Here is a 17,849-nt window from a genome sequence, read left to right on the forward strand (position 1 = left end):
AGTCCGACAACGGATGTCCGGGTAGGTAGGCAGGTGCTAGCGCAAGGCTAGTAGTTGTTTACCTCTCCGGGCATCTTTGTATATCTACAGTTTCAAGGCTGGTAAAAAAGCTGGAAAAACACAGAGAGATTGCTGTAAACGGTTGTTAGTGTTGGGAGATTATTAAATGGCTATTACAACAGCAGGAGCCCGTTTGGGAACCTCCGCATTTTTGGATGCCCCCCGTGTAGAACTGCGTTCAAACAGGTCAGCGGAAGATGTTGAAGCGGTAATTCGCGCTGTCTACCGGCAAGTTTTGGGCAACGATTACATCATGGCTTCCGAGCGTCTTGTCTCTGCGGAATCGCTGCTCAAAAATGGCAGCATCACCGTGCGAGAATTCGTGCGTTCTGTTGCAAAATCTGAACTTTACAAGACCAAATTTCTCTACAACAATTTTCAAACCCGCGTCATCGAACTGAACACCAAGCACTTGCTAGGTCGTGCTCCTTACGATGAGTCTGAGGTAATTGAACACCTCGACATTTACGAAACCCAAGGGTTTGATGCCGAGATCGATTCCTATATCGACTCTCAAGAATATCAAGACAATTTTGGCGAAAATATCGTCCCTTATTATCGCGGTTTCCAAACCCAAACAGGCCAAAAAACCGTAGGGTTTACCCGGATGTTCCGGTTGTATCGTGGCTATGCCAACAGCGACCGCGCTCAACTAGAAGGTAGCAAAACTCGCTTGGCCCGCGAACTGGGACAAAACCGTGCCTCGGCTGTGGTTGCGCCTTCTGGCACTGCCAATGGTTGGGCCTACCGCTCTAGCAGTGACTCTACACCAAACACAGCTTTGGGTGGAGCATTTGTTGGTTTCGGGGAAGACGGCAAAGTCTACCGCCTAGAAGTCACCTGGTCAAACACCAAAGGTGTCCGCCGTAGTACCGCCAGCTTCCTTGTTCCCTATAGCCAGTTAACCACAAAGCTACAGCAAATTCTCCGCCAAGGCGGCAAAATTGCTAGCGTCACCACTGCTTAAGAAATAACGTCGAGTTTTGAGTTTTGGGTTTTGAGCTTTGGGTCAAAAATGACTCAGAATTAAAAACTCAAAATTCAAAACCATTGTTTTAAGTACACCCGTTAAGGAGATACAAATATGCTAGGTCAAGCTGCATACGGTAAGGCAAGTAATAGCCTTTCTGCAAGCCGGTATTATCGCTATGAAGTGGTCGGTTTAGCACAAAACGATCAAACCGATAAAAGAAATTTCCCCATCCGCAATAGTGGCAGCGTGTTTATCACGGTTCCCTATAGCAAAATGAATGAAGAAATGCAGCGGATTACTCGTTTGGGTGGCAAAATTGTCAATATTACAGCCATCAACGGCGACGAAGTTTCTCATAACTCGTCTGAAGAGTAGACAAAAAAGTATTTGCTTTCTGGCAAATCTTTAAAAAAATTCCCAATTTCCAATAGCTAATCACCAGTGCCAAATGCGCGAAGAGTTTGAACCGACACCGCCAGAAAATGGTGGAGAACCTTTAACCACTGAACAGGCAATTAAAAACCTGCAAGGCGATGATACAGGTTTAAGATATTATGCGGCTTGGTGGCTGGGTAGATTTCGAGTCAGCGAACCGGCAGCCATAGAAGCTTTGCTGGCGGCGCTAGAGGATGAGTCTGATCGCACAGAGGATGGTGGCTATCCTTTACGGCGTAATGCTGCGCGAGCTTTGGGCAAGCTGGGAAACCACTGCGCTGTACCGGCTTTGATTGGCTGTTTGGAAAGTTCCGACTACTACTTACGGGAAGCAGCCGCACAGGCGTTAGAAATGTTGGGTAATCAATCTTGCATTCCGGCGCTTATGGGGTTGCTTTCCGGGGGAGTAGAGGCGGCGGTACAGGTGCCGGGAAAACCGCATTTAGCAGAACCTTATGATGCCGTTTTAGAAGCATTAGGAACCCTCGACGCCAAAGAGGCTATCGACTTAATAAAACCTTTTGTCGAACATCCGGTTAAGCGGGTGCAATATGCGGCAGCGCGGGCGATGTATCAACTTACAAAGGATGTGAGTTATGGCAATCGATTGGTGGAAGCATTGCAAGGAAAAGAATTACAATTGCGCCGGTCAGCTTTAATGGATTTAGGAGCAATTGGTTATTTGCCTGCGGCTGAGGCAATTGCCGAAACTTTCGCCGAAAATAGTATTAAAATTATGGCACTTAAAGGAATTCTTGAAAATACTTTAGAAACTGAAGAGACAGAATTGCCAAAACTTTCCGATGAAGCAATACGGGTAATGAGTTTGATGGATTCGCTGTTGTGATATAAAAGGGCGAGAGGGAAAACTACACCCTTAACAATCCCCCCTAGCGCGCCGAAGAGCGAGGGAAACAGGAAAAGTTATTACAAAAATATGTAATTCTAATAAAAATATCTATAAAAAAACATCTGCGTTAATCTGCGTTCATCTGCGGTTAAAATTTCCAAAAAATGACAAATGATCAAATCCAAAAATTAATAGAAGCCGTTGAAGAAGCCTATTCAGCGGATGGATTATTTCGAGCAGTTAAAGCACTGGCTGAAACAAAAGATCCGGCAGGAATTCCAACTTTAATAAAAGTTTTAGGCTATAACAACCCAGGCGCCGCCGTTGCTGCGGTTGATGGACTGATTGCAATGGGAGAACCGGCAGCAGAGCAAATTTTAGAATGCCTCGATGGTTACAATTATGGGGCGCGTTCTTGGGCGGTGCGTGCCCTCGCCGGTATTGGCGATCCGCGTGGCTTAGAATTGCTGCTAGTGGCCGCAGAAAGCGATTTTGCGTTGAGTGTGCGCCGCGCCGCTGCGAGAGGGTTGGGAAATTTGCGCTGGGAGAAGTTGCCGGCACCGGCTCGCGCTGAGGCCCAAACGCAGACGCACAGCACACTTGCACTTGTTTGTCAAGATCCGGAGTGGGTTGTCAGGTATGCCGGTGTTGTCGGGTTAGAGGGGTTGGCTGCGGCGGTAAAATCTGATCAGCCGGTGTGGTTTAATGATCTGAAAATGCAGTTAGAAAAAATTGCTTTAACTGATAGTGTAATGGCAGTTCGTGCTCGCGCTTTGTGGGCGATGAAAAACTGCGGATTTTGAGGTTATGAGGAGAAAAAACAATGATTAAACATATTGTGATGTGGCGGTTAAAAGATGAGGCGGAAGGTGTTAGCAAGGCTGAAAATGCAGTCAAAATAAAGGAAATGTTAGAAGCTTTAATCGGGGTTATTCCGGAAATTAAAGCTTTGGAAGTTGGGTTTAATGTGTTGGAGTCACCGGCTGGTTTTGATGTGGTGCTTTATTCAGAGTTTGCAAGTTTGGAAGATTTGAGTGCTTATCAGGTGCATCCCGAACATGAGAAGTGTAAAGATTTTATTGGGGAAATTGTCAGTGATCGGGCTGTGGTTGATTATGAAGTGTGAGACTGTCTCACCGGGATTTTTTTATGTTAATGCCAAAAACTCCGACTATTCTTTCTGTTGAAAATTTAAACGGCTGTGCTGCGTCGCTGTTACTTTATCAAGGCGTGTGCAGCGGTGAGATGGGTCAAAGTTTTTTAAATTTTTTGAGTTTTCTGCAACAACTGAACCCAGATAAAAATCAGTGTTTGCAAGCTTATGGCAGTTTTTTTCGGGCACTGGCGGCGGAAAATATAAGCTGGCAAAACTATTTAATGGGGCAAATTTTGATAGATGAAAACCCCTTTAGTTTCCAAGCCCAAAAGGCGGATTTTAGGGAGATTCCAGCCCCATTAATTGCGGCAGCAAAGCATGATTTAGAAGCCCTACAAAGTTTATATGAATGCACCTGTGAAGAGGTGAGTCGGTGGGTGCAAGGCGTTTTTAATTTAGAGAATGTGCCGGTTTTTTGGCCTGATGAACCGTTGCAAAATCCTGAGACTCCAAAAGCAAGAATGATGGAGATTTTGCGAAGTTCTAAAAGCTGGGCAGATACGGTGGAAAAGTTAGCAGCATATTACCGACAATATGGAACAGGAATTTTTGCTCAATATATAGCTTTTCGCTGGCAGGCAGGCGAGTTTGTAAGTATTAAAAATCCTGATGTTGTTAGATTGGAGAATTTAACCGGCTATGAATTACAAAAAGAAGCATTATTGAAGAATACGGAGTTTTTGCTGGCCGGTTTTCCTGCTTTGCACGTTTTGCTTTATGGAAGTCGGGGAAGTGGGAAATCTTCTTTAGTAAAGGCGTTGTTAAATGAGTATGGCGAACGCGGTTTAAGGTTGATTGAGGTTTCTAAAGCGGATTTAAAAGACTTACCGCTTATTGTGGAAAAGTTAAGGAATGTACCACAGAAATTTATTATTTTTGTTGATGATCTTTCCTTTGAAGAAGACGATGATGCCTTTAAATCTTTAAAAGTAGTTTTAGAAGGAAGTTTAACCGCAAGACCGCAAAATGTGGTAGTTTATGCAACATCAAACCGGCGTCATTTAATCCGCGAATTTTTTGATGACCGGCCTCGTCCGAAAGATAGTGATGAAATTCACGCTTGGGATACCGTGCAAGAAAAACTGTCATTTAGTGATAGATTTGGATTAACTTTAACCTTTGAACCGGCCAATCAAGACACATATTTAACCATTGTTCAGCATTTATCAGAACAAGCAAATATCCCTCTTTCCTGGGAACAAATTAAACCGCGTGCCCTACAATGGGCAACTCGTCATAATGGCCGGTCGGGGCGTACAGCAAGACAATTTGTAGACTTTCTCACCGCCGAAATAGAAATGAGTAAAAACCCATAAAAAACCCGTAGAAGGACGGGCATCTTGCCCCTCCCACTCGTCATTAAAAAATCATTTCTCAAACAAAAAACCCATCCCATTCATCTGCGTTCATCTGCGTAGCGCTACGCGCGGCTACGCCTAACATCTGCGGTTAAAAAATCCAACTCCCGCTGCATAACAAAGCGAACCTTCTCATAACAAGCATTAACATAATCCCGATCAGCGGCAGCCTTGCGACCATATCTTTCAAAAACAATAGGAGGACAAACCCGCGTATGAATAGAAACCGGCAAAGGAAAATTCGGTAAAGGGCCCAGACTTAACCCCCAAGGTAAACCCAAATAAATGGGAAAAACGACAGGATCGACATTAAATAACCAAGGCATTCCCCACTCGTGAAGTTGCTTTACATATTCGTAGAAATCTGCTAATACTAAGAGAGTATCGTGGGCGCCGGTGGAGATAGCTGGAACGATAGGGACTTCTTCTCTTAAGGCTAATTTAATAAAGCCTTTTCTGCCGGCAAAATAGATTTGATCACGCAAATTGTAGGGGCGAAAAACGTCTTCAGCACCACCAGGATAAACGAGTACGGCAGCATTTTTTTGTAAGGCGGCGATGCCCATTTTTGGATGTGCTTGAATGGCACCACAATTAACAGCTAAACGAGCAATTTCTGGTACAACTTTCCAGACGGTGGGGTGCATTAATCCGTAGGCGGGCCGGTCGGTTCCATAGCGGCGAAACCAGTCATACATAAACATGAACATATCGGGTGCAGCTAAACCGCCGTTGTGGGAACCGACAATGAGCATTTTGTTGTTGTCGGGTATGTTTTCCCAGCCGTCGGTTTTGACGCGAAAATAATGGTCGTAAAGCCATCCCCAAATGGGTAGGAATGCTTTTATGACGTTGGGATCTCGTTCGTCTAATGACCAACCATCAAAGGGTTTGCGAGAAATCAGGTTTTCTGCCACGATTTTTTAAGGATTTTTCACACCACAGGTAATTATCATCTCATGTTGTGGTGGTTGGGTGGAGAGGTTTTTTGTTTTGATGAGTTTTGGAAATACTATTTGGGCTGTTTTATAATGTATGTGTGGCGATTGTGGGTTGTTTATTTGAGGGATAGGTGTTGATTATGGCGATTAATTTGATGAGAAAATTGTTTACTGTAAGGGATTTTAATCGCATGGTTGAGGCGGGAATACTGACAAAATATGATAGGGTGGAGTTAATTCGGGGAGAAATTGTTGAGATGGCGCCGGTTGGCAGAAGAGAGGCTGCTTGTAGGAGTCGTTTAAATAAAGTTTTTTATGAAAGATTAGGGGATAAAGTTTTAGTTGGCATTCAAGATGCGGTGGAGTTAAATGATGTTTCTCAACCTCAGCCTGATGTTTGTTGGTTGCGATTTCGTGAGGATTTTTATGAGTCGGGACATCCGCAAGTAAGGGATATTTTTTTGTTGGTTGAGGTGGCGGATACGACGGTTGAGTTTGATAGGGAGGTGAAGATTCCTTTGTATGCTGATGCGGGTATTTGTGAGGTTTGGTTGGTGGATATTCAGGGGGAGTGTTTGGAGGTTTACCGGCATCCTTTGGGGGGGAAATATGAGGAGGTTTTGAAGTTTTTTCGGGGGGATAGGGTGGGGGTTTCTGCTTTTTCAGATGTGGAGTTTGGGGTGGATGAGGTTTTGGGTAGTGGGGGTTGATGGTGCCGGTTGATGGTGCCGGTTGAAACAGGAATAAAATCCCTCCGGGGTTGAAGAGAATTTGATTTTCTAGTCCGTTAGGACTTATTTCATGTAGACGCCGGTTTCAACCGGTGGCTTACTTTGGCAAAGAATGTGGCGGTGGCGGAAGCGGAGGCGGAGAAGGTCGAGAAATAGAAATAGGTTTCGGACGACAAGCTTCTATAACAGCACTTCTAAATTGTTCTACCCGTTCCGATTTTTGATAGAACAAAATCAGAGTAGTTCTAGTGGTATAAATGGCAATATAGCGCTGTTTGATAATAAGGGCTAAAACAATGAAGATAATACCAATAAAGGCCAAATTGGAGATCATCGGCAAGGAGGCGAAGAGGAAGACGGTAGGGATTGCTAACCAAAATAGCGACCAAGTACAGCCTTCTCCAATTTCAACTCCTTTGACATCTTGAATCGGAACGACGATTTCTTTAGTTTCTAATCCAAAAAATTCTTCAGATTTAGTTTGTAGAGTGTCGCCGACAAGTTTTATAGTTAGGCTGCCATTGGTTTGGACGGCCACTACGCCGACAAGTTTACCAGTATTACCGCTGATCTGCGGGATTGAATTAGCTTTCATTGTTGTAGTTTTTTAATATAAGAAAGAATGGATATAATAAGCATCAATGGAACCGCAAAAGCTAAGATTGAAACTATATGAGCATTTATCTACCAACCGCTTATATTCCGAACAGCCTAACCGGCACTAAACGCTCACAAAAACCCTATCATCAGCCGAAAAGCCTTAAATTTGTTACAAAATTTTACCTTTTTTGTCCTCTCCCTGATCAGAGGCCCAATTTTATCGCTTAAAGATGATTTTCTCCATCTCCCACAGCAAGCCAAGCCCAAAAGCAAATTCCAACTTGCCAATAATGTCATGTACTTGAGTATCTGAATTCAAATTTCTAACGCTTTGGGCCACTTTTTCCCCTTAATTTTTACTGAAACCGCTTTTGTATAACCTATATGATAGCTGGATAGCTCAAAAAGACAAGGCTTGAAAAGTTGGCAAAAGTTGGAAAAAGTTGGGATTTTATAAAATTCTGAGAGAAGGTGGAAAAAGGTGGAAAAGGTTGGGAAAAGTTGGGTACAATAATCAAAATTATCCCAATTTTAACCGATGGAAATTCCTCAGATATTGCAGTTTGTCGATGACGCTGTTTACCAAATAAAGAATAAACATCTCAACGATATTCAGCGTCGAATTATCACCGGCATCCTAAACCGACAAAAATATCAACAGATTGGGGAAACCTACGGTTACAGTGAAAAACATATAAAAAAAACCAGTCACGAACTTTTACAAATATTATCCGAAGTGTTTGGCGAAAAAGTTAGGAGAAGTAATCTCGAATCAGTCTTAGAACGGCAAATAAATGTTCATATAAACTTAGGGAATAAAAATAGTCGTAATAAAAATACTGTAAATATAGCTTCTCTCAACAAATGCCCCGATAGTTCAACAGCAACCCCACACAAAACCCCGCCTCTAACTCCTAACTCGCCACAGCACAAACCGCCTCAAATTAACCTTGAAAGCATTAATAAATTCCGACAATTTGGCTTAAGCGATGAGCAAATAGCAGACGCACTAGGGATACCTTTGGAGGCGCTTGTACAAATCGATTTAAGTGCCGGTTAAAACCGGCACCTACAAGAATAAAACCCCTCCGGGGTTGAAGAGAATTTGATTTTCTAGTCCGTTAGGACTTATTTCATGTAGACGCCGGTTTTAACCGGTGGCTTCTTTCTTCAACCAACGGCAAATACCACTTTCAAAATCCCCAAACCCATCACCGTAACCTCCCCGATCTCAAAATACTCACAATCAACCACAACCCCAAAAAACTCGCCGCATAAAACAACGCACTACTCACAAAAGCCAGCTGAGTACCCCCACTAGAAAACGTAATCGCCGCCCCAATAATTAACGACCCCACCACAATACTAAAAGACAACCTATTAGCAGAATCATCCATACTCCGCCGCACCCCATCCAAATCCTTTAAAGTCAAATTCCAGCGCAACGTTTCCGACGTCAAACCCTCTAATAATAACTCCACTTGACGCGGCGATTGTAACGACAAACTCTTAAGATCCAACGCCGTCCTTAACACCGTTTGCATCGGATCATCTCCAAACAATTGCCGGCGAAATAAATCCGTCATTAACGGTTTCACCTCATCCAACAAATTCACCTCCGGGTCAAATTGTCTCGCCACCCCCTCTAAATTTGCAATTGCCTTCGCATACAACCCCATATTACTCGGCAACTTAATCTTATTCACCCGCGCCACTTGTAAAAGTTCATAAAACACCTGCGAAAAATTCAATTGCGACAAACTCATGTTATAATATTTCCGCAACATTCGCGCCAAATCATTCTCTAAATTTGACAACTTTTCCGCTTGGGCTGTATCCGAAAGTTGCACCGTTAATTGAGCCAATCTCGACGCATCTAAATCCACCACCGCTAACAACATCTCCGTTAAAATTGTCTGCGATTTTGGATCAAGCCGGCCCATCATTCCACAATCCAAAATCGCCACCCTTCCATCTGCTAAATAAAACAAATTCCCTGGATGTGGATCAGCATGAAAAAATCCATCAATATAAATCTGCTGGAAAAAAGCCCTAAACAAAATTCGTGTTAATTCCCGCCGTCTTTCTGCTGCACTTACAGTTGGATTATTGCTTCTAACTTCTCCCAACAACAACGGCACACCTTCCAACCATTCTAAAACTAAAATCTTTTGGCTTGTGTATTCCCAGTAAATCTCAGGCACTAACAATTGCGTTGTATCAAACCATTTAGTCGCCGCTAAATTCCGCCGCAATTGATTAGCATATCTGCCTTCTTGAGTAAAATCTAACTCTGCTAAAATTGCCGTAGTAAATTCCTCAGCAAGCCCCACAACATCATACTCTTTGCCAAAATCTGTTAGCGCCATTAATTCAGCAATTGCTCGAATTAACAAAAGATCCTGCTCAACTAAAACATCAATCCCCGGACGTTGAACTTTTAAAGCAACTTGTTGACCATTTTTTAAAATTGCTTTGTGAGTTTGGGCAATCGAACCGGCAGCAATTGCTCTGGGTGTTATACTATTAAAAACTTCTTCTATAGGCCGGCCTAATTCTTGTCTAATTAATTCTCGGACAGCCGGCCAATCCACAGGCGGTACATTCGCCTGCAAATCTGTCAGCGCCACAATATAATCTCCGGGTAACAAATCAGGACGAGTGCTTAAAAGTTGTCCCAACTTCACATAAACCGGCCCCAATTCTATCAAAATATTTCGCAAAACTGCCGGCGTTGGTAATTGCGGTGCATCCGTCTTGCTTCCCGTCAGGACTCCTCGCATATAGTCCCAACCATTGCGAAACAAAACTTCTAAAATTTCACCTTGTCGGTTCGTTGTTTTTGTTAGTGAGAACATAATTAGGTAAGGTGGGCAAAGCCCACCAGGTTATAATGACAATGATGGGCCGAAAATTGCCCTACAGTAAATCTTGATACTTTGGATTTTCTTGGAGAGTTTTTAAGACTTGCTTGATTTCTTGAGTTCGGTCTTTTTTGACAATTAATGTCGCATTTCCATCTCGCACAACCACTAAATCTTCTATCCCAATTGTAACAATCACTTCCTCAGAATTGCTGCTATAAAGAATACTATTTGTCGTATCCAATCCAACATGAGAAGCGAGTTCAACGTTAACATTATCGCCTTTTAACAAGCGTTCAATGGCATTCCAGTCTCCTAAATCATCCCAACCAAAAGCAGCCGGCAAAACATACGCCAATTGCGTTTTTTCCATTAAAGCGTAGTCGATGCTTTTCTTTTCTAATTGCGGATAAGACGCGACACCTTTTTCTTTCAAAGCATTGATGATGGCCGGTGCATGAATTTCCAGTTCTTTTAAAACAACACCGGCCCGAAAAATAAACATCCCACTATTCCAACTAAACCGGCCCGTTGCTAGAAATTGTTCGGCTGTTTCTCGGTCGGGTTTTTCCGTAAACCGGCTCACTTTATACACCGGCAAATCTTCAAAATTTCCTGCCACAGAACCTTGTTCAATGTAACCATATCCCGTTGACGGATAACTTGGTTTTACCCCCAACGTCACAATCGCCGCCTCCGAACTAGCTAACTGTGCAGCAGCATAGATAGTTTTTTGAAAAGCCGGCTCGTCTCCTATCCAGTGATCCGCTGGAAAAAACCCGATAACCGTCTCCTCTCCCGAAGCTTTGGCAATCTCCAAAGTCGCCCAAGCAACCGCAGGAGCAGTATCACGACCTTCTGGTTCAACCAAGATGTTTTTATCCGGTAATTGCGGTAATTGCTCACGCACACCCTCGGCAAGTTGAGCAGAAGTGATGACCCACAAATCATCCCAACTGCCGGCCAAGGGTAACAAGCGGTCTGCCGTTGCTTGTAGGAGACTTTTACCGCTGCCATCAAGAGACAAAAATTGTTTGGGCCGGTGGCGACGGGAAAGGGGCCAAAAGCGCTCGCCTTTGCCACCGGCCAATATTACAGGGGTAATCGGAGAATTCATGGTTTTTGTTCCTCGTTGATAGTTCATTGCTCATTGTTGATTGTTTTGCCAGAAAGCATCAACCATGAACCCTAAAGCTCGATATATAATCATTGCGGTTGTGTGAACAGCGCAACAAGACAAAAAGCTGATAGTGTGCCGGTGAGGTAAATTCAGGTGGTGGATGGAGTCGAACCCTCAAAAGACGTAACAGAAGAGTCAACAGCAGCCAAGCGACCGAGAAGGCAATGGCAGACACAACTAGAATTTGCCCTGCCTAAAATGGCGGCTGTCACTGGCCGGTCGGTATTCTGGGGGTTTGGCCTGCTGGTAACCGCCGCAATGTCAGCTACCCTTGGCGCCACTTTGGCCTTAATGACACCCTTATCATTGCCCATTTCTGACTTCTCAGGAAAACCTTCCTTACGCGAAATTTGGCAAAAAAACTTTCAATACCGGATCACCCGTCCCGTTAATGTTTTAATTATGGGAATTGACCGGCTAAATGAAACTCCCCTAAATCGAGAAAGCATTTTTGAAGGCAACAGCGACACCTTATTACTGTTGGGAATTAACCCCAGCAATAAAACCGTAAATATGCTTTCCATTCCCAGGGATACCCAAGTAGAAATTCCCGGCATTGGAATCGATAAAATTAATGATGCCAACGTCAAAGGTGGGCCGGCCTTAGCGGCTCGCGTCCTTAGCAGCAATCTTAATGATATTGCTATTGATCGCTACGTTCGGATTAGCACCGGCGCGTTTCGAGAATTAGTAGATTTATTAGGGGGAGTGGATGTTTTTGTTCCCTATCCCATGCAGTATGTTGATGAGACTCAAAAACTCAAAATTGATTTGCCCCAAGGTTGGCAAACTCTCAATGGAGATCAAGCCGAACAATTTGCCCGTTTTCGCAACGATAATAAAGGAGATATTGGCCGAGTTCAGCGTCAACAAGCTTTATTTAAAGAATTAAAAAATAGGCTGACCAGTCCCGCAGTTTTGCCTCGCTTACCTGAAATTATTAGGGCGATGCAAAAGTATATCGACACGAATCTCAGCTTTGAGGAAATGCTTTCTCTGGTGAATTTTTCTTTGAATTTGCAACCAGAAAATTTTAAAATGGTGATGTTACCCGGACGTTTTAGCTCTCCCGATGAGTTTAAGGCGAGTTATTGGTTAATGGATACCGAAGAGCGAGATCGGGTGATGCTTGATTATTTCCAGGTGTCTCCCAAACAAAAGACTGCTCAAGAGGATGCAGTGGAAAATTTGCCCCCAGAGCCACGTTCCTCGAAAATAAAATATCTCTACAAAGTAGCGATTCAAAATGCCTCGGATTCTCCAGAAATTGCCGATAATTTGGCGAAATATTTGCAGGATCAGGGCTATGAAAATGTTTATGTGGTTCAAGATTGGCCTGACCGGCTTTTGCAGACTCAAATTATTGTCCAAAAAGGCGATTTAGAGAGCGCTGCTAAGCTTAAACAAACTTTGGGTTTAGGAAAAATTGCCTCCGAATCTACCGGCGATCTTGAGTCAGATTTAACCATTCGGATCGGTCAAGATTGGGTCAAGGCTAATTTACAATCTTCGCCGCTTAATCCTTAGTTTTAGGTTGGGTTTGGCGCTGGCTAAGCCCAACCTACTTTTAATTGGCGATTTGTTGGGAAAACCACAAGACAGCGTTAATATTTGTTGAGTCTGAAAAATTTTCTAAAGTTTTTTGTAAGGCAATTCACAAACTCTGGCATGATTAATTCCTTCGTTTCCCATGCTAATTAAAAGGCGATTGTTATTAAAGAATATTCTAACTAACTTTGGGTTTGGAGTTTCTAATCATGTTAAGTAATTTTCCCTGGTTGCCGGTTGTCATTGCGGACAATCTTTTTTGAGCAAGTCAATGGTAGAATTTAAGACAGTTATAGGCTAATGAATTAATGGCTTATCAATATACGCGAATTGTTCGGTTTCAAGATACGGATGCTGCCGGTGTTGTTTATTTTGCTAATCTTTTATCTATTTGCCATGAGAGTTACGAGGCTTCTTTGGCAGAAGTGGGGATTAATTTAAAGTTATTTTTTAGCAATTCTTCGGCTCTAGCCGTTCCTATTGTTCATGCAAATATTAATTTTTTTAAACCGTTGTTTTGTGGGGATTCGCTGAGGGTAAAACTCACTCCTAAGCTTTTGAATGAAAATTCCTTTGAAATTGATTATCAAGTTTTTGGATCAGAGACTACAGAAAAATCTGCCGCCGTTGCGATTACTCGCCACGTTTGCATCGAAACGAAAACACGCCAGCGCCACATTCTTCCTGCGGAACTACAGCAATGGCTGTGCCGGTGGCGAGACAGTTAAGCTGTGAGTAAATACTTAAAGTTTGGAAAAAAAAATTAACAAAGAGTTTACAAAAATTTAAAACGAAATTTTATATTTATTTAATAATAATAATAATTATATATTTTGCTGCCGGTAACGAATCGCCAACGCTTTCGCGTGCCGTAAGCTACAGGCCACAGCCCCGGCAGCAAGCGAGGAGAACACGGGAATAATGACTTTAGAACAACAACTCGCGCAGCAGCTTCGTAAACTTGGTTATTGGGACTGCACTGCCATCATTAATCCGGCTAACCCAACTCATCCGCTTTCTTTGGCGTGGTCAAATCCTAATACCACAGTGGATTCTGAGACAATGTTTCAATTAGTATGGTTATTGGCTTCTAGCACTCGCCGGCAAAGACTCAGCGCCACCGATTTACGAATTTTGGAGCGCTCGGCGGCGGAATTGGCAATGGAAGCCTACATTTTACCCGCCACTAAAACTTATGTCAATTACCTTTGGCAACAAGTTTACTGTCAAGAATGCGCTCAACATTTATTTCCGGGTGAGTCTTTTTAATTGTTGATCTCAAGTCATCGTAAACTAAAAATAGGCGTGAAGTAAGCCCTAGTAGGCTTGTGTCTGGGGCTGTCTTTCCGCTGCAATGCTTCAAGCAAAATATACCTAGCACCCGTCTCAATAGGAGGGTGAGTGAGTGATCTGAATAAATCCAAATATTTAGATACAGTTCGAGTTTAAAAAGTTCTTTTGCTAATCTGTCAATTCACCTCGGATAAGGAATGGTTTCCATAATGAAAATTGCAATGCGCTTTGAAAAACCTAAAAACCACCGCACCCGATTACATGAGCGTAAACCCGTGTCTCAAACCATTCGCCTGAAAGTAAATACTGACTTGAGCGCTTTGTCTCAAGTCTTGCAATGGTTTGACCAGTTGCAGCAATTATCTATTCCTGAGATGGCATGGATGCAGTGCCAGCTTGCGCTTGCTGAAGCTTTTACAAATGTCGTGCGTCACGCTCATAATGGTTTGCCAAAAGAAACTCCCATTGAAGTTGAAGCGTCGATTTTTAATGAAGCTTTGGAAATAAAAGTTTGGGACTGTGGCAAACCTTTTGATTTGGAAGCTAAGTTTCAACAACTCCAACAACACGACGAAAAATACTGGACAACTGTTGAAGGTTCGCGGGGAATTATGTTAATGAATAAAATTACCGACCGGCTCACCTATACCCGCACTTCCGATCAGCGTAATTGTTTGGTGATGGTTAAGTCTTTGGCTGGTTAATTGCTTATGGAGTTTTGCAGCACCGGCAAGGCAATTTTTAAGACTTCTTGCCGGTTGATTTTTCCTTGTAAGTTGCGGGGTAAAACTTCCACCGGCACCCAATATTTCGGCAATTTATATTTGCTTAATTTTCCCACAAGTGCGGTTTGCAATTCCTCTTGAGAAATATCGCTTTCTGGCACATAAACTGCTGTCACCACTTCTCCCCAATCTTTATCAGGTATCCCTACCACGCAGACATCTTTAACGCAATGTGTGGCTAAAATTGCCGCTTCTATTTCCGCCGGAAATACATTTTCTCCCCCACTGATGATTTTATCACTGCTGCGTCCGACCACATACAAATAGCCCTCGTCATCAAAATATCCCAAATCATCCGATTTGAAATTTTGCTTGGCTTCAGCTTCCCCCGGATAGTATCCGCTTAAAAGCGAGTCTGCTGTAATGATAATATTGCCTATTTGGTTTGGGGGCAAAGTTTCGCCGCTATCATTGACAATTTTAACTGTGGCATGAGGTAAAACTTTTCCGCAACTGGTATTTCCTGCCAAAAAATCATCGGGTTTAAGGGTAACAATTTGTGAGGCGGTTTCTGTCATGCCGTAGGTAAGGGCAAGTCGAATTTGCTGTTTTTTGGCAATTTCTAATAATTCACTCCAAGCCGGTGCACCTCCCAGCAAAACTGTAGAAAATTTCGATAACCAGGTTGCTAAATTGGGTGTTTGTAGCAGCCGGTGTAGTTGTGTGGGGACTAGAGAAATAAAATAATTTTCGGGATTTATAAGATTATTTTCCAAATCCTTAAAAGGCAAAATGGCTAACTTTCCGCCGGTGGCAAAACAGCGTAAAAGCTGCATCAAACCGCTGACATGATAAACCGGCAAGACACAGCAAGAATTGACGAATTCAACGGCAAAATATGTGCTAAATCCTTGTACCGATGCCATCAAAGTTTCCCAAGTGTGAATAGCAAAACGAAGCTTGCCGGAAGATCCGCCGGTGGGAATCATTATAAAATTTTCGATTGGTAATTTTAGGCTATCTTTAGCAGTATTTTTGTTTATATGGGTGAGATTTTCTTTAAAAATTAAGTCAGGTTGAACTAAATCTAAAACTTCTTGCCATTCTTTTTCCGCCGAATTGGGATTCGCTAAAAAAACCGGATATCCACAACTAACTGCTGCAAAAAAAACGCTTATAAAACCTACTGGATCGTTTTCTGCCAGAATAACTTTAGGGGATTTCTCCCCAATACTTTTTAAATCTGCAATACATTTATCAACCTGTAACAAAAGTTGCCGATTGTCATAACCGCTTAACCAATCTGCCGGCAACCCCCCTAAATGTTCAATAATGTTTTCTTGTTTTATCATAATTCTGATATTAAATTTTCGTCACTTTCTGCGAACCAATGTTCTACCCCAAACCCAACAGCGCGATTTTGTAAAGAAAGTTCTGAGGCTAAATTTAAAGCCGCATTTCTGCCAATAGAAGTTTCAAAGACTGAAGAAAAAACCGCGTCTATTTGGTAGGTTTGGCAAAATTTGCGTAACTTAGAAGGGGAACCGGCAATGCCAGGTTTAATAACATAAATTCCGCGCCATCCCTGCTGATAACAAGCCGCCATTTGACCGAGATTTGCTACAGATTCATCTAATGCCAAAGGCGTCGAATATTGCTGAGATAATTTTATCATAGCTTCGATTTGATTGACCGGCAAAGGTTGTTCTAAAAATTCTAGTTTACCCCAAGCATCACACACTTGTAACCATTGATTTGCTGTTTGCCAATTTAAACCGCTATTGGCATCAAGTCTGAGTTTTGCAGTTGGCGGCAAATTTTGGATTAATTGCTCAAAAATCTTTAATTCTTCTTCTATTTCCGCCACCCCTATTTTCCATTTAAATGTGCAGTAATTTTGTTGCCATAAAGACTGCCAGGCGGATAAAGCAGAAATCCCACTAGGTAATAAAGCGCTGGTGTTTAAAACAAGTTTATTCAAGTTTTTTTCAGCGGTTGGTAAGGCAGATTCAAAACCAAACTGACAAGCCGGTAAACTATCGGGAATTGTCAAAATATCCTTTTGGGAAATCTTGCCTGAGAAAGCCTTACAAAACTCAAGCGCCTCCTCAATAGTTTCTGAACCAAACCAAGAAATCGGCGCAATTTCTCCTACACCAAAGTTGCCGGTTTCGTCGATAAGTTTAAGCAAAATTCCTTCTCGAAGTTCCCAAATTCCATGACTGGTTAATAAGGGATGCTTAAATTTGCGTTTGTAGGGTAAAATTTTAAGCTGATATAGCATTTGTTTGGAGAAAAGCAGTAATTTTTTCTATATATTCTTGGGGATTTTCCAGGTGGATATTATGGCCGGTATTGGTAATAACTTCTAAACTGGCCGGTGGACATAAATCTGCCATTTTTTGATGAATTTGCACAAATTTTTTATCCAACTCTCCCACCAACAAAAGCAGAGGAATTTGATTTTGAGTAAGTTTTTCCCACAGAGGCGGTTGCTGGCCGGTTCCCATATAGCGCAGAGATTTTGCCAACTCCACCGGCCGGTTTTGCAAGCGTTTTTCGATTAATTGTGGCAAATTTGGATGACTTTGTAAAGACTTAAAAAGCGGTTGATTATACCAGTTTTCTAAAAAAGTTTTGAAATCACCTTTTATTAATTCTTCAGCCAATTTTTGATCTTGTTGAATACGTTGCAAGCGTTCGCTTTCAGTTGCTAAACCGGCAGAAGTTGATTCTAAAATTACTTGCTCAAATTGCTGAGGAAAATTCAGCATCAAATAAAGTGCCAACCTCCCCCCCATTGAATAACCGCAGAGGCTACATTTAGGAATATTTAAACGCTTCAGCAATGCAATTAAAGCCTCAGCAGTTTTTGGCATTGAATAAAATTCATCATTCCCCAAAACTTGAGTTTTTCCGTGTCCTGGTAAATCAACAGCCAAACAGCAAAAATTTTTAGATAAAACAGAGATAATTGGCAGAAAATCCTCGCTGCTACCCATAAAACCATGCAAGAATAAAATCACCGGCTGGGAGGGAGTGCCGGTGATTGAATAATGAAATTTTATGAATGGTTGATTGTTCATTGTTTGCCGGTTTCCAATCTGCCTTTCTCTCCCTTTTTCCATCAATCAC

Annotated in this window: 19 protein-coding genes; 12 read left to right on the plus strand and 7 right to left on the minus strand. The window is 42.5% G+C overall.

The window, feature by feature from the left end:
* Positions 1-166 precede the first annotated feature (166 nt).
* From NG798_RS03030 to NG798_RS03055, 6 genes are all read left to right on the plus strand, one after another.
* Positions 167-1,027: a phycobilisome linker polypeptide gene (locus NG798_RS03030; protein ID WP_261220307.1), complete on the plus strand. Its 861-nt coding sequence runs from the start codon at positions 167-169 to the stop codon at positions 1,025-1,027.
* A gap of 117 nt (positions 1,028-1,144) precedes the next feature.
* Positions 1,145-1,408 carry a phycobilisome linker polypeptide gene (locus tag NG798_RS03035; protein WP_261220308.1) on the plus strand — a complete coding sequence of 88 codons (264 nt, stop codon included), beginning with the start codon at positions 1,145-1,147 and terminating at the stop codon, positions 1,406-1,408.
* A gap of 73 nt (positions 1,409-1,481) precedes the next feature.
* A complete protein-coding gene (locus NG798_RS03040) occupies positions 1,482-2,315 on the plus strand; it encodes a HEAT repeat domain-containing protein (RefSeq protein ID WP_261220309.1) in 834 nt (277 codons plus the stop codon).
* 167 nt (positions 2,316-2,482) lie between these two features.
* Positions 2,483-3,121: a HEAT repeat domain-containing protein gene (locus NG798_RS03045; protein WP_261220310.1), complete on the plus strand. Its 639-nt coding sequence runs from the start codon at positions 2,483-2,485 to the stop codon at positions 3,119-3,121.
* Positions 3,122-3,141: 20 nt separating this feature from the next.
* Complete coding sequence (locus tag NG798_RS03050; RefSeq protein ID WP_261220311.1) at positions 3,142-3,444, plus strand: Dabb family protein; 303 nt, start codon at positions 3,142-3,144, stop codon at positions 3,442-3,444.
* A gap of 23 nt (positions 3,445-3,467) precedes the next feature.
* The gene (locus NG798_RS03055) at positions 3,468-4,790 is read left to right on the plus strand and encodes an ATP-binding protein (RefSeq protein ID WP_261220312.1); all 1,323 of its coding nucleotides are present in this window, start codon (positions 3,468-3,470) and stop codon (positions 4,788-4,790) included.
* 104 nt (positions 4,791-4,894) lie between these two features.
* Here the strand turns inward: NG798_RS03055 and NG798_RS03060 are convergent, their stop codons facing one another.
* Positions 4,895-5,749, minus strand: coding sequence for a lysophospholipid acyltransferase family protein (locus NG798_RS03060; RefSeq protein ID WP_317619548.1), 855 nt, complete (start codon positions 5,747-5,749; stop codon positions 4,895-4,897).
* A 164-nt stretch (positions 5,750-5,913) separates the two neighbouring features.
* On the opposite strand from NG798_RS03060, the gene NG798_RS03065 reads away from it, so the two are divergent.
* A complete protein-coding gene (locus NG798_RS03065; protein ID WP_261220313.1) occupies positions 5,914-6,483 on the plus strand; it encodes a Uma2 family endonuclease in 570 nt (189 codons plus the stop codon).
* A 118-nt stretch (positions 6,484-6,601) separates the two neighbouring features.
* Here NG798_RS03065 and NG798_RS03070 read toward each other — a convergent pair whose 3' ends face one another.
* A complete protein-coding gene (locus tag NG798_RS03070) occupies positions 6,602-7,099 on the minus strand; it encodes a hypothetical protein (RefSeq protein WP_261220314.1) in 498 nt (165 codons plus the stop codon).
* A 543-nt stretch (positions 7,100-7,642) separates the two neighbouring features.
* Here NG798_RS03070 and NG798_RS03075 point away from each other — a divergent pair.
* A complete protein-coding gene (locus tag NG798_RS03075) occupies positions 7,643-8,164 on the plus strand; it encodes a hypothetical protein (protein ID WP_261220315.1) in 522 nt (173 codons plus the stop codon).
* A 151-nt stretch (positions 8,165-8,315) separates the two neighbouring features.
* Here the strand turns inward: NG798_RS03075 and NG798_RS03080 are convergent, their stop codons facing one another.
* Both NG798_RS03080 and NG798_RS03085 read right to left on the minus strand, forming a co-directional pair.
* A complete protein-coding gene (locus NG798_RS03080) occupies positions 8,316-9,962 on the minus strand; it encodes an AarF/ABC1/UbiB kinase family protein (protein WP_261220316.1) in 1,647 nt (548 codons plus the stop codon).
* 61 nt (positions 9,963-10,023) lie between these two features.
* The gene (locus NG798_RS03085; protein ID WP_261220317.1) at positions 10,024-11,085 is read right to left on the minus strand and encodes a mannose-1-phosphate guanylyltransferase; all 1,062 of its coding nucleotides are present in this window, start codon (positions 11,083-11,085) and stop codon (positions 10,024-10,026) included.
* Positions 11,086-11,244: 159 nt separating this feature from the next.
* Here NG798_RS03085 and NG798_RS03090 point away from each other — a divergent pair, with 159 nt between their 5' ends.
* The 4 genes from NG798_RS03090 to NG798_RS03105 all read left to right on the plus strand — a co-directional run bounded on the left by NG798_RS03090 (position 11,245) and on the right by NG798_RS03105 (position 14,693).
* Positions 11,245-12,675: an LCP family protein gene (locus tag NG798_RS03090; RefSeq protein ID WP_261220318.1), complete on the plus strand. Its 1,431-nt coding sequence runs from the start codon at positions 11,245-11,247 to the stop codon at positions 12,673-12,675.
* Positions 12,676-13,004: 329 nt separating this feature from the next.
* On the plus strand, positions 13,005-13,424 hold the full coding sequence (locus tag NG798_RS03095; protein ID WP_261220319.1) for a thioesterase family protein: 420 nt from the start codon (positions 13,005-13,007) through the stop codon (positions 13,422-13,424).
* A 193-nt stretch (positions 13,425-13,617) separates the two neighbouring features.
* A complete protein-coding gene (locus tag NG798_RS03100; protein WP_261220320.1) occupies positions 13,618-13,965 on the plus strand; it encodes a hypothetical protein in 348 nt (115 codons plus the stop codon).
* A gap of 233 nt (positions 13,966-14,198) precedes the next feature.
* Positions 14,199-14,693: an ATP-binding protein gene (locus NG798_RS03105; protein WP_261220321.1), complete on the plus strand. Its 495-nt coding sequence runs from the start codon at positions 14,199-14,201 to the stop codon at positions 14,691-14,693.
* Here the strand turns inward: NG798_RS03105 and NG798_RS03110 are convergent.
* The 3 genes from NG798_RS03110 to menH are packed head-to-tail and all read right to left on the minus strand — an operon-like array spanning position 14,690 to position 17,800.
* Positions 14,690-16,066 (minus strand): 2-succinylbenzoate--CoA ligase, encoded by a 1,377-nt coding sequence (locus tag NG798_RS03110; RefSeq protein ID WP_261220322.1) that lies wholly within the window; start codon positions 16,064-16,066, stop codon positions 14,690-14,692. The two genes, NG798_RS03105 and NG798_RS03110, sit on opposite strands and share 4 nt — an antisense overlap.
* Positions 16,063-16,998, minus strand: coding sequence for an o-succinylbenzoate synthase (locus NG798_RS03115; protein WP_261220323.1), 936 nt, complete (start codon positions 16,996-16,998; stop codon positions 16,063-16,065). Before NG798_RS03115 ends, NG798_RS03110 begins: the two co-directional genes overlap by 4 nt.
* Entirely contained in the window at positions 16,982-17,800 is an 819-nt protein-coding gene (gene menH / locus NG798_RS03120; protein WP_261220324.1) for a 2-succinyl-6-hydroxy-2,4-cyclohexadiene-1-carboxylate synthase, read from the minus strand. The genes NG798_RS03115 and menH overlap by 17 nt, the downstream gene beginning before the upstream one ends.
* Between the last annotated feature and the right edge of the window lie 49 nt (positions 17,801-17,849).

The sequence above is a fragment of the Ancylothrix sp. D3o genome (assembly GCF_025370775.1).
GTDB lineage: Bacteria > Cyanobacteriota > Cyanobacteriia > Cyanobacteriales > Oscillatoriaceae > Ancylothrix.

What these genes read in the sequence shown, in the direction of transcription:
- NG798_RS03030 (WP_261220307.1), top strand. Translation starts at nt 167, where the DNA reads ATGGCTATTACAACAGCAGGAGCCCGTTTGGGAACCTCCGCATTTTTG.
- NG798_RS03035 (WP_261220308.1), top strand. Translation starts at nt 1,145, where the DNA reads ATGCTAGGTCAAGCTGCATACGGTAAGGCAAGTAATAGCCTTTCTGCA.
- NG798_RS03040 (WP_261220309.1), top strand. Translation starts at nt 1,482, where the DNA reads ATGCGCGAAGAGTTTGAACCGACACCGCCAGAAAATGGTGGAGAACCT.
- NG798_RS03045 (WP_261220310.1), top strand. Translation starts at nt 2,483, where the DNA reads ATGACAAATGATCAAATCCAAAAATTAATAGAAGCCGTTGAAGAAGCC.
- NG798_RS03050 (WP_261220311.1), top strand. Translation starts at nt 3,142, where the DNA reads ATGATTAAACATATTGTGATGTGGCGGTTAAAAGATGAGGCGGAAGGT.
- NG798_RS03055 (WP_261220312.1), top strand. Translation starts at nt 3,468, where the DNA reads ATGTTAATGCCAAAAACTCCGACTATTCTTTCTGTTGAAAATTTAAAC.
- NG798_RS03065 (WP_261220313.1), top strand. Translation starts at nt 5,914, where the DNA reads ATGGCGATTAATTTGATGAGAAAATTGTTTACTGTAAGGGATTTTAAT.
- NG798_RS03070 (WP_261220314.1), bottom strand. Translation starts at nt 7,099, where the DNA reads ATGAAAGCTAATTCAATCCCGCAGATCAGCGGTAATACTGGTAAACTT.
- NG798_RS03075 (WP_261220315.1), top strand. Translation starts at nt 7,643, where the DNA reads ATGGAAATTCCTCAGATATTGCAGTTTGTCGATGACGCTGTTTACCAA.
- NG798_RS03080 (WP_261220316.1), bottom strand. Translation starts at nt 9,962, where the DNA reads ATGTTCTCACTAACAAAAACAACGAACCGACAAGGTGAAATTTTAGAA.
- NG798_RS03085 (WP_261220317.1), bottom strand. Translation starts at nt 11,085, where the DNA reads ATGAATTCTCCGATTACCCCTGTAATATTGGCCGGTGGCAAAGGCGAG.
- NG798_RS03095 (WP_261220319.1), top strand. Translation starts at nt 13,005, where the DNA reads ATGGCTTATCAATATACGCGAATTGTTCGGTTTCAAGATACGGATGCT.
- NG798_RS03100 (WP_261220320.1), top strand. Translation starts at nt 13,618, where the DNA reads ATGACTTTAGAACAACAACTCGCGCAGCAGCTTCGTAAACTTGGTTAT.
- NG798_RS03105 (WP_261220321.1), top strand. Translation starts at nt 14,199, where the DNA reads ATGAAAATTGCAATGCGCTTTGAAAAACCTAAAAACCACCGCACCCGA.
- NG798_RS03110 (WP_261220322.1), bottom strand. Translation starts at nt 16,066, where the DNA reads ATGATAAAACAAGAAAACATTATTGAACATTTAGGGGGGTTGCCGGCA.
- NG798_RS03115 (WP_261220323.1), bottom strand. Translation starts at nt 16,998, where the DNA reads ATGCTATATCAGCTTAAAATTTTACCCTACAAACGCAAATTTAAGCAT.
- menH (WP_261220324.1), bottom strand. Translation starts at nt 17,800, where the DNA reads ATGAACAATCAACCATTCATAAAATTTCATTATTCAATCACCGGCACT.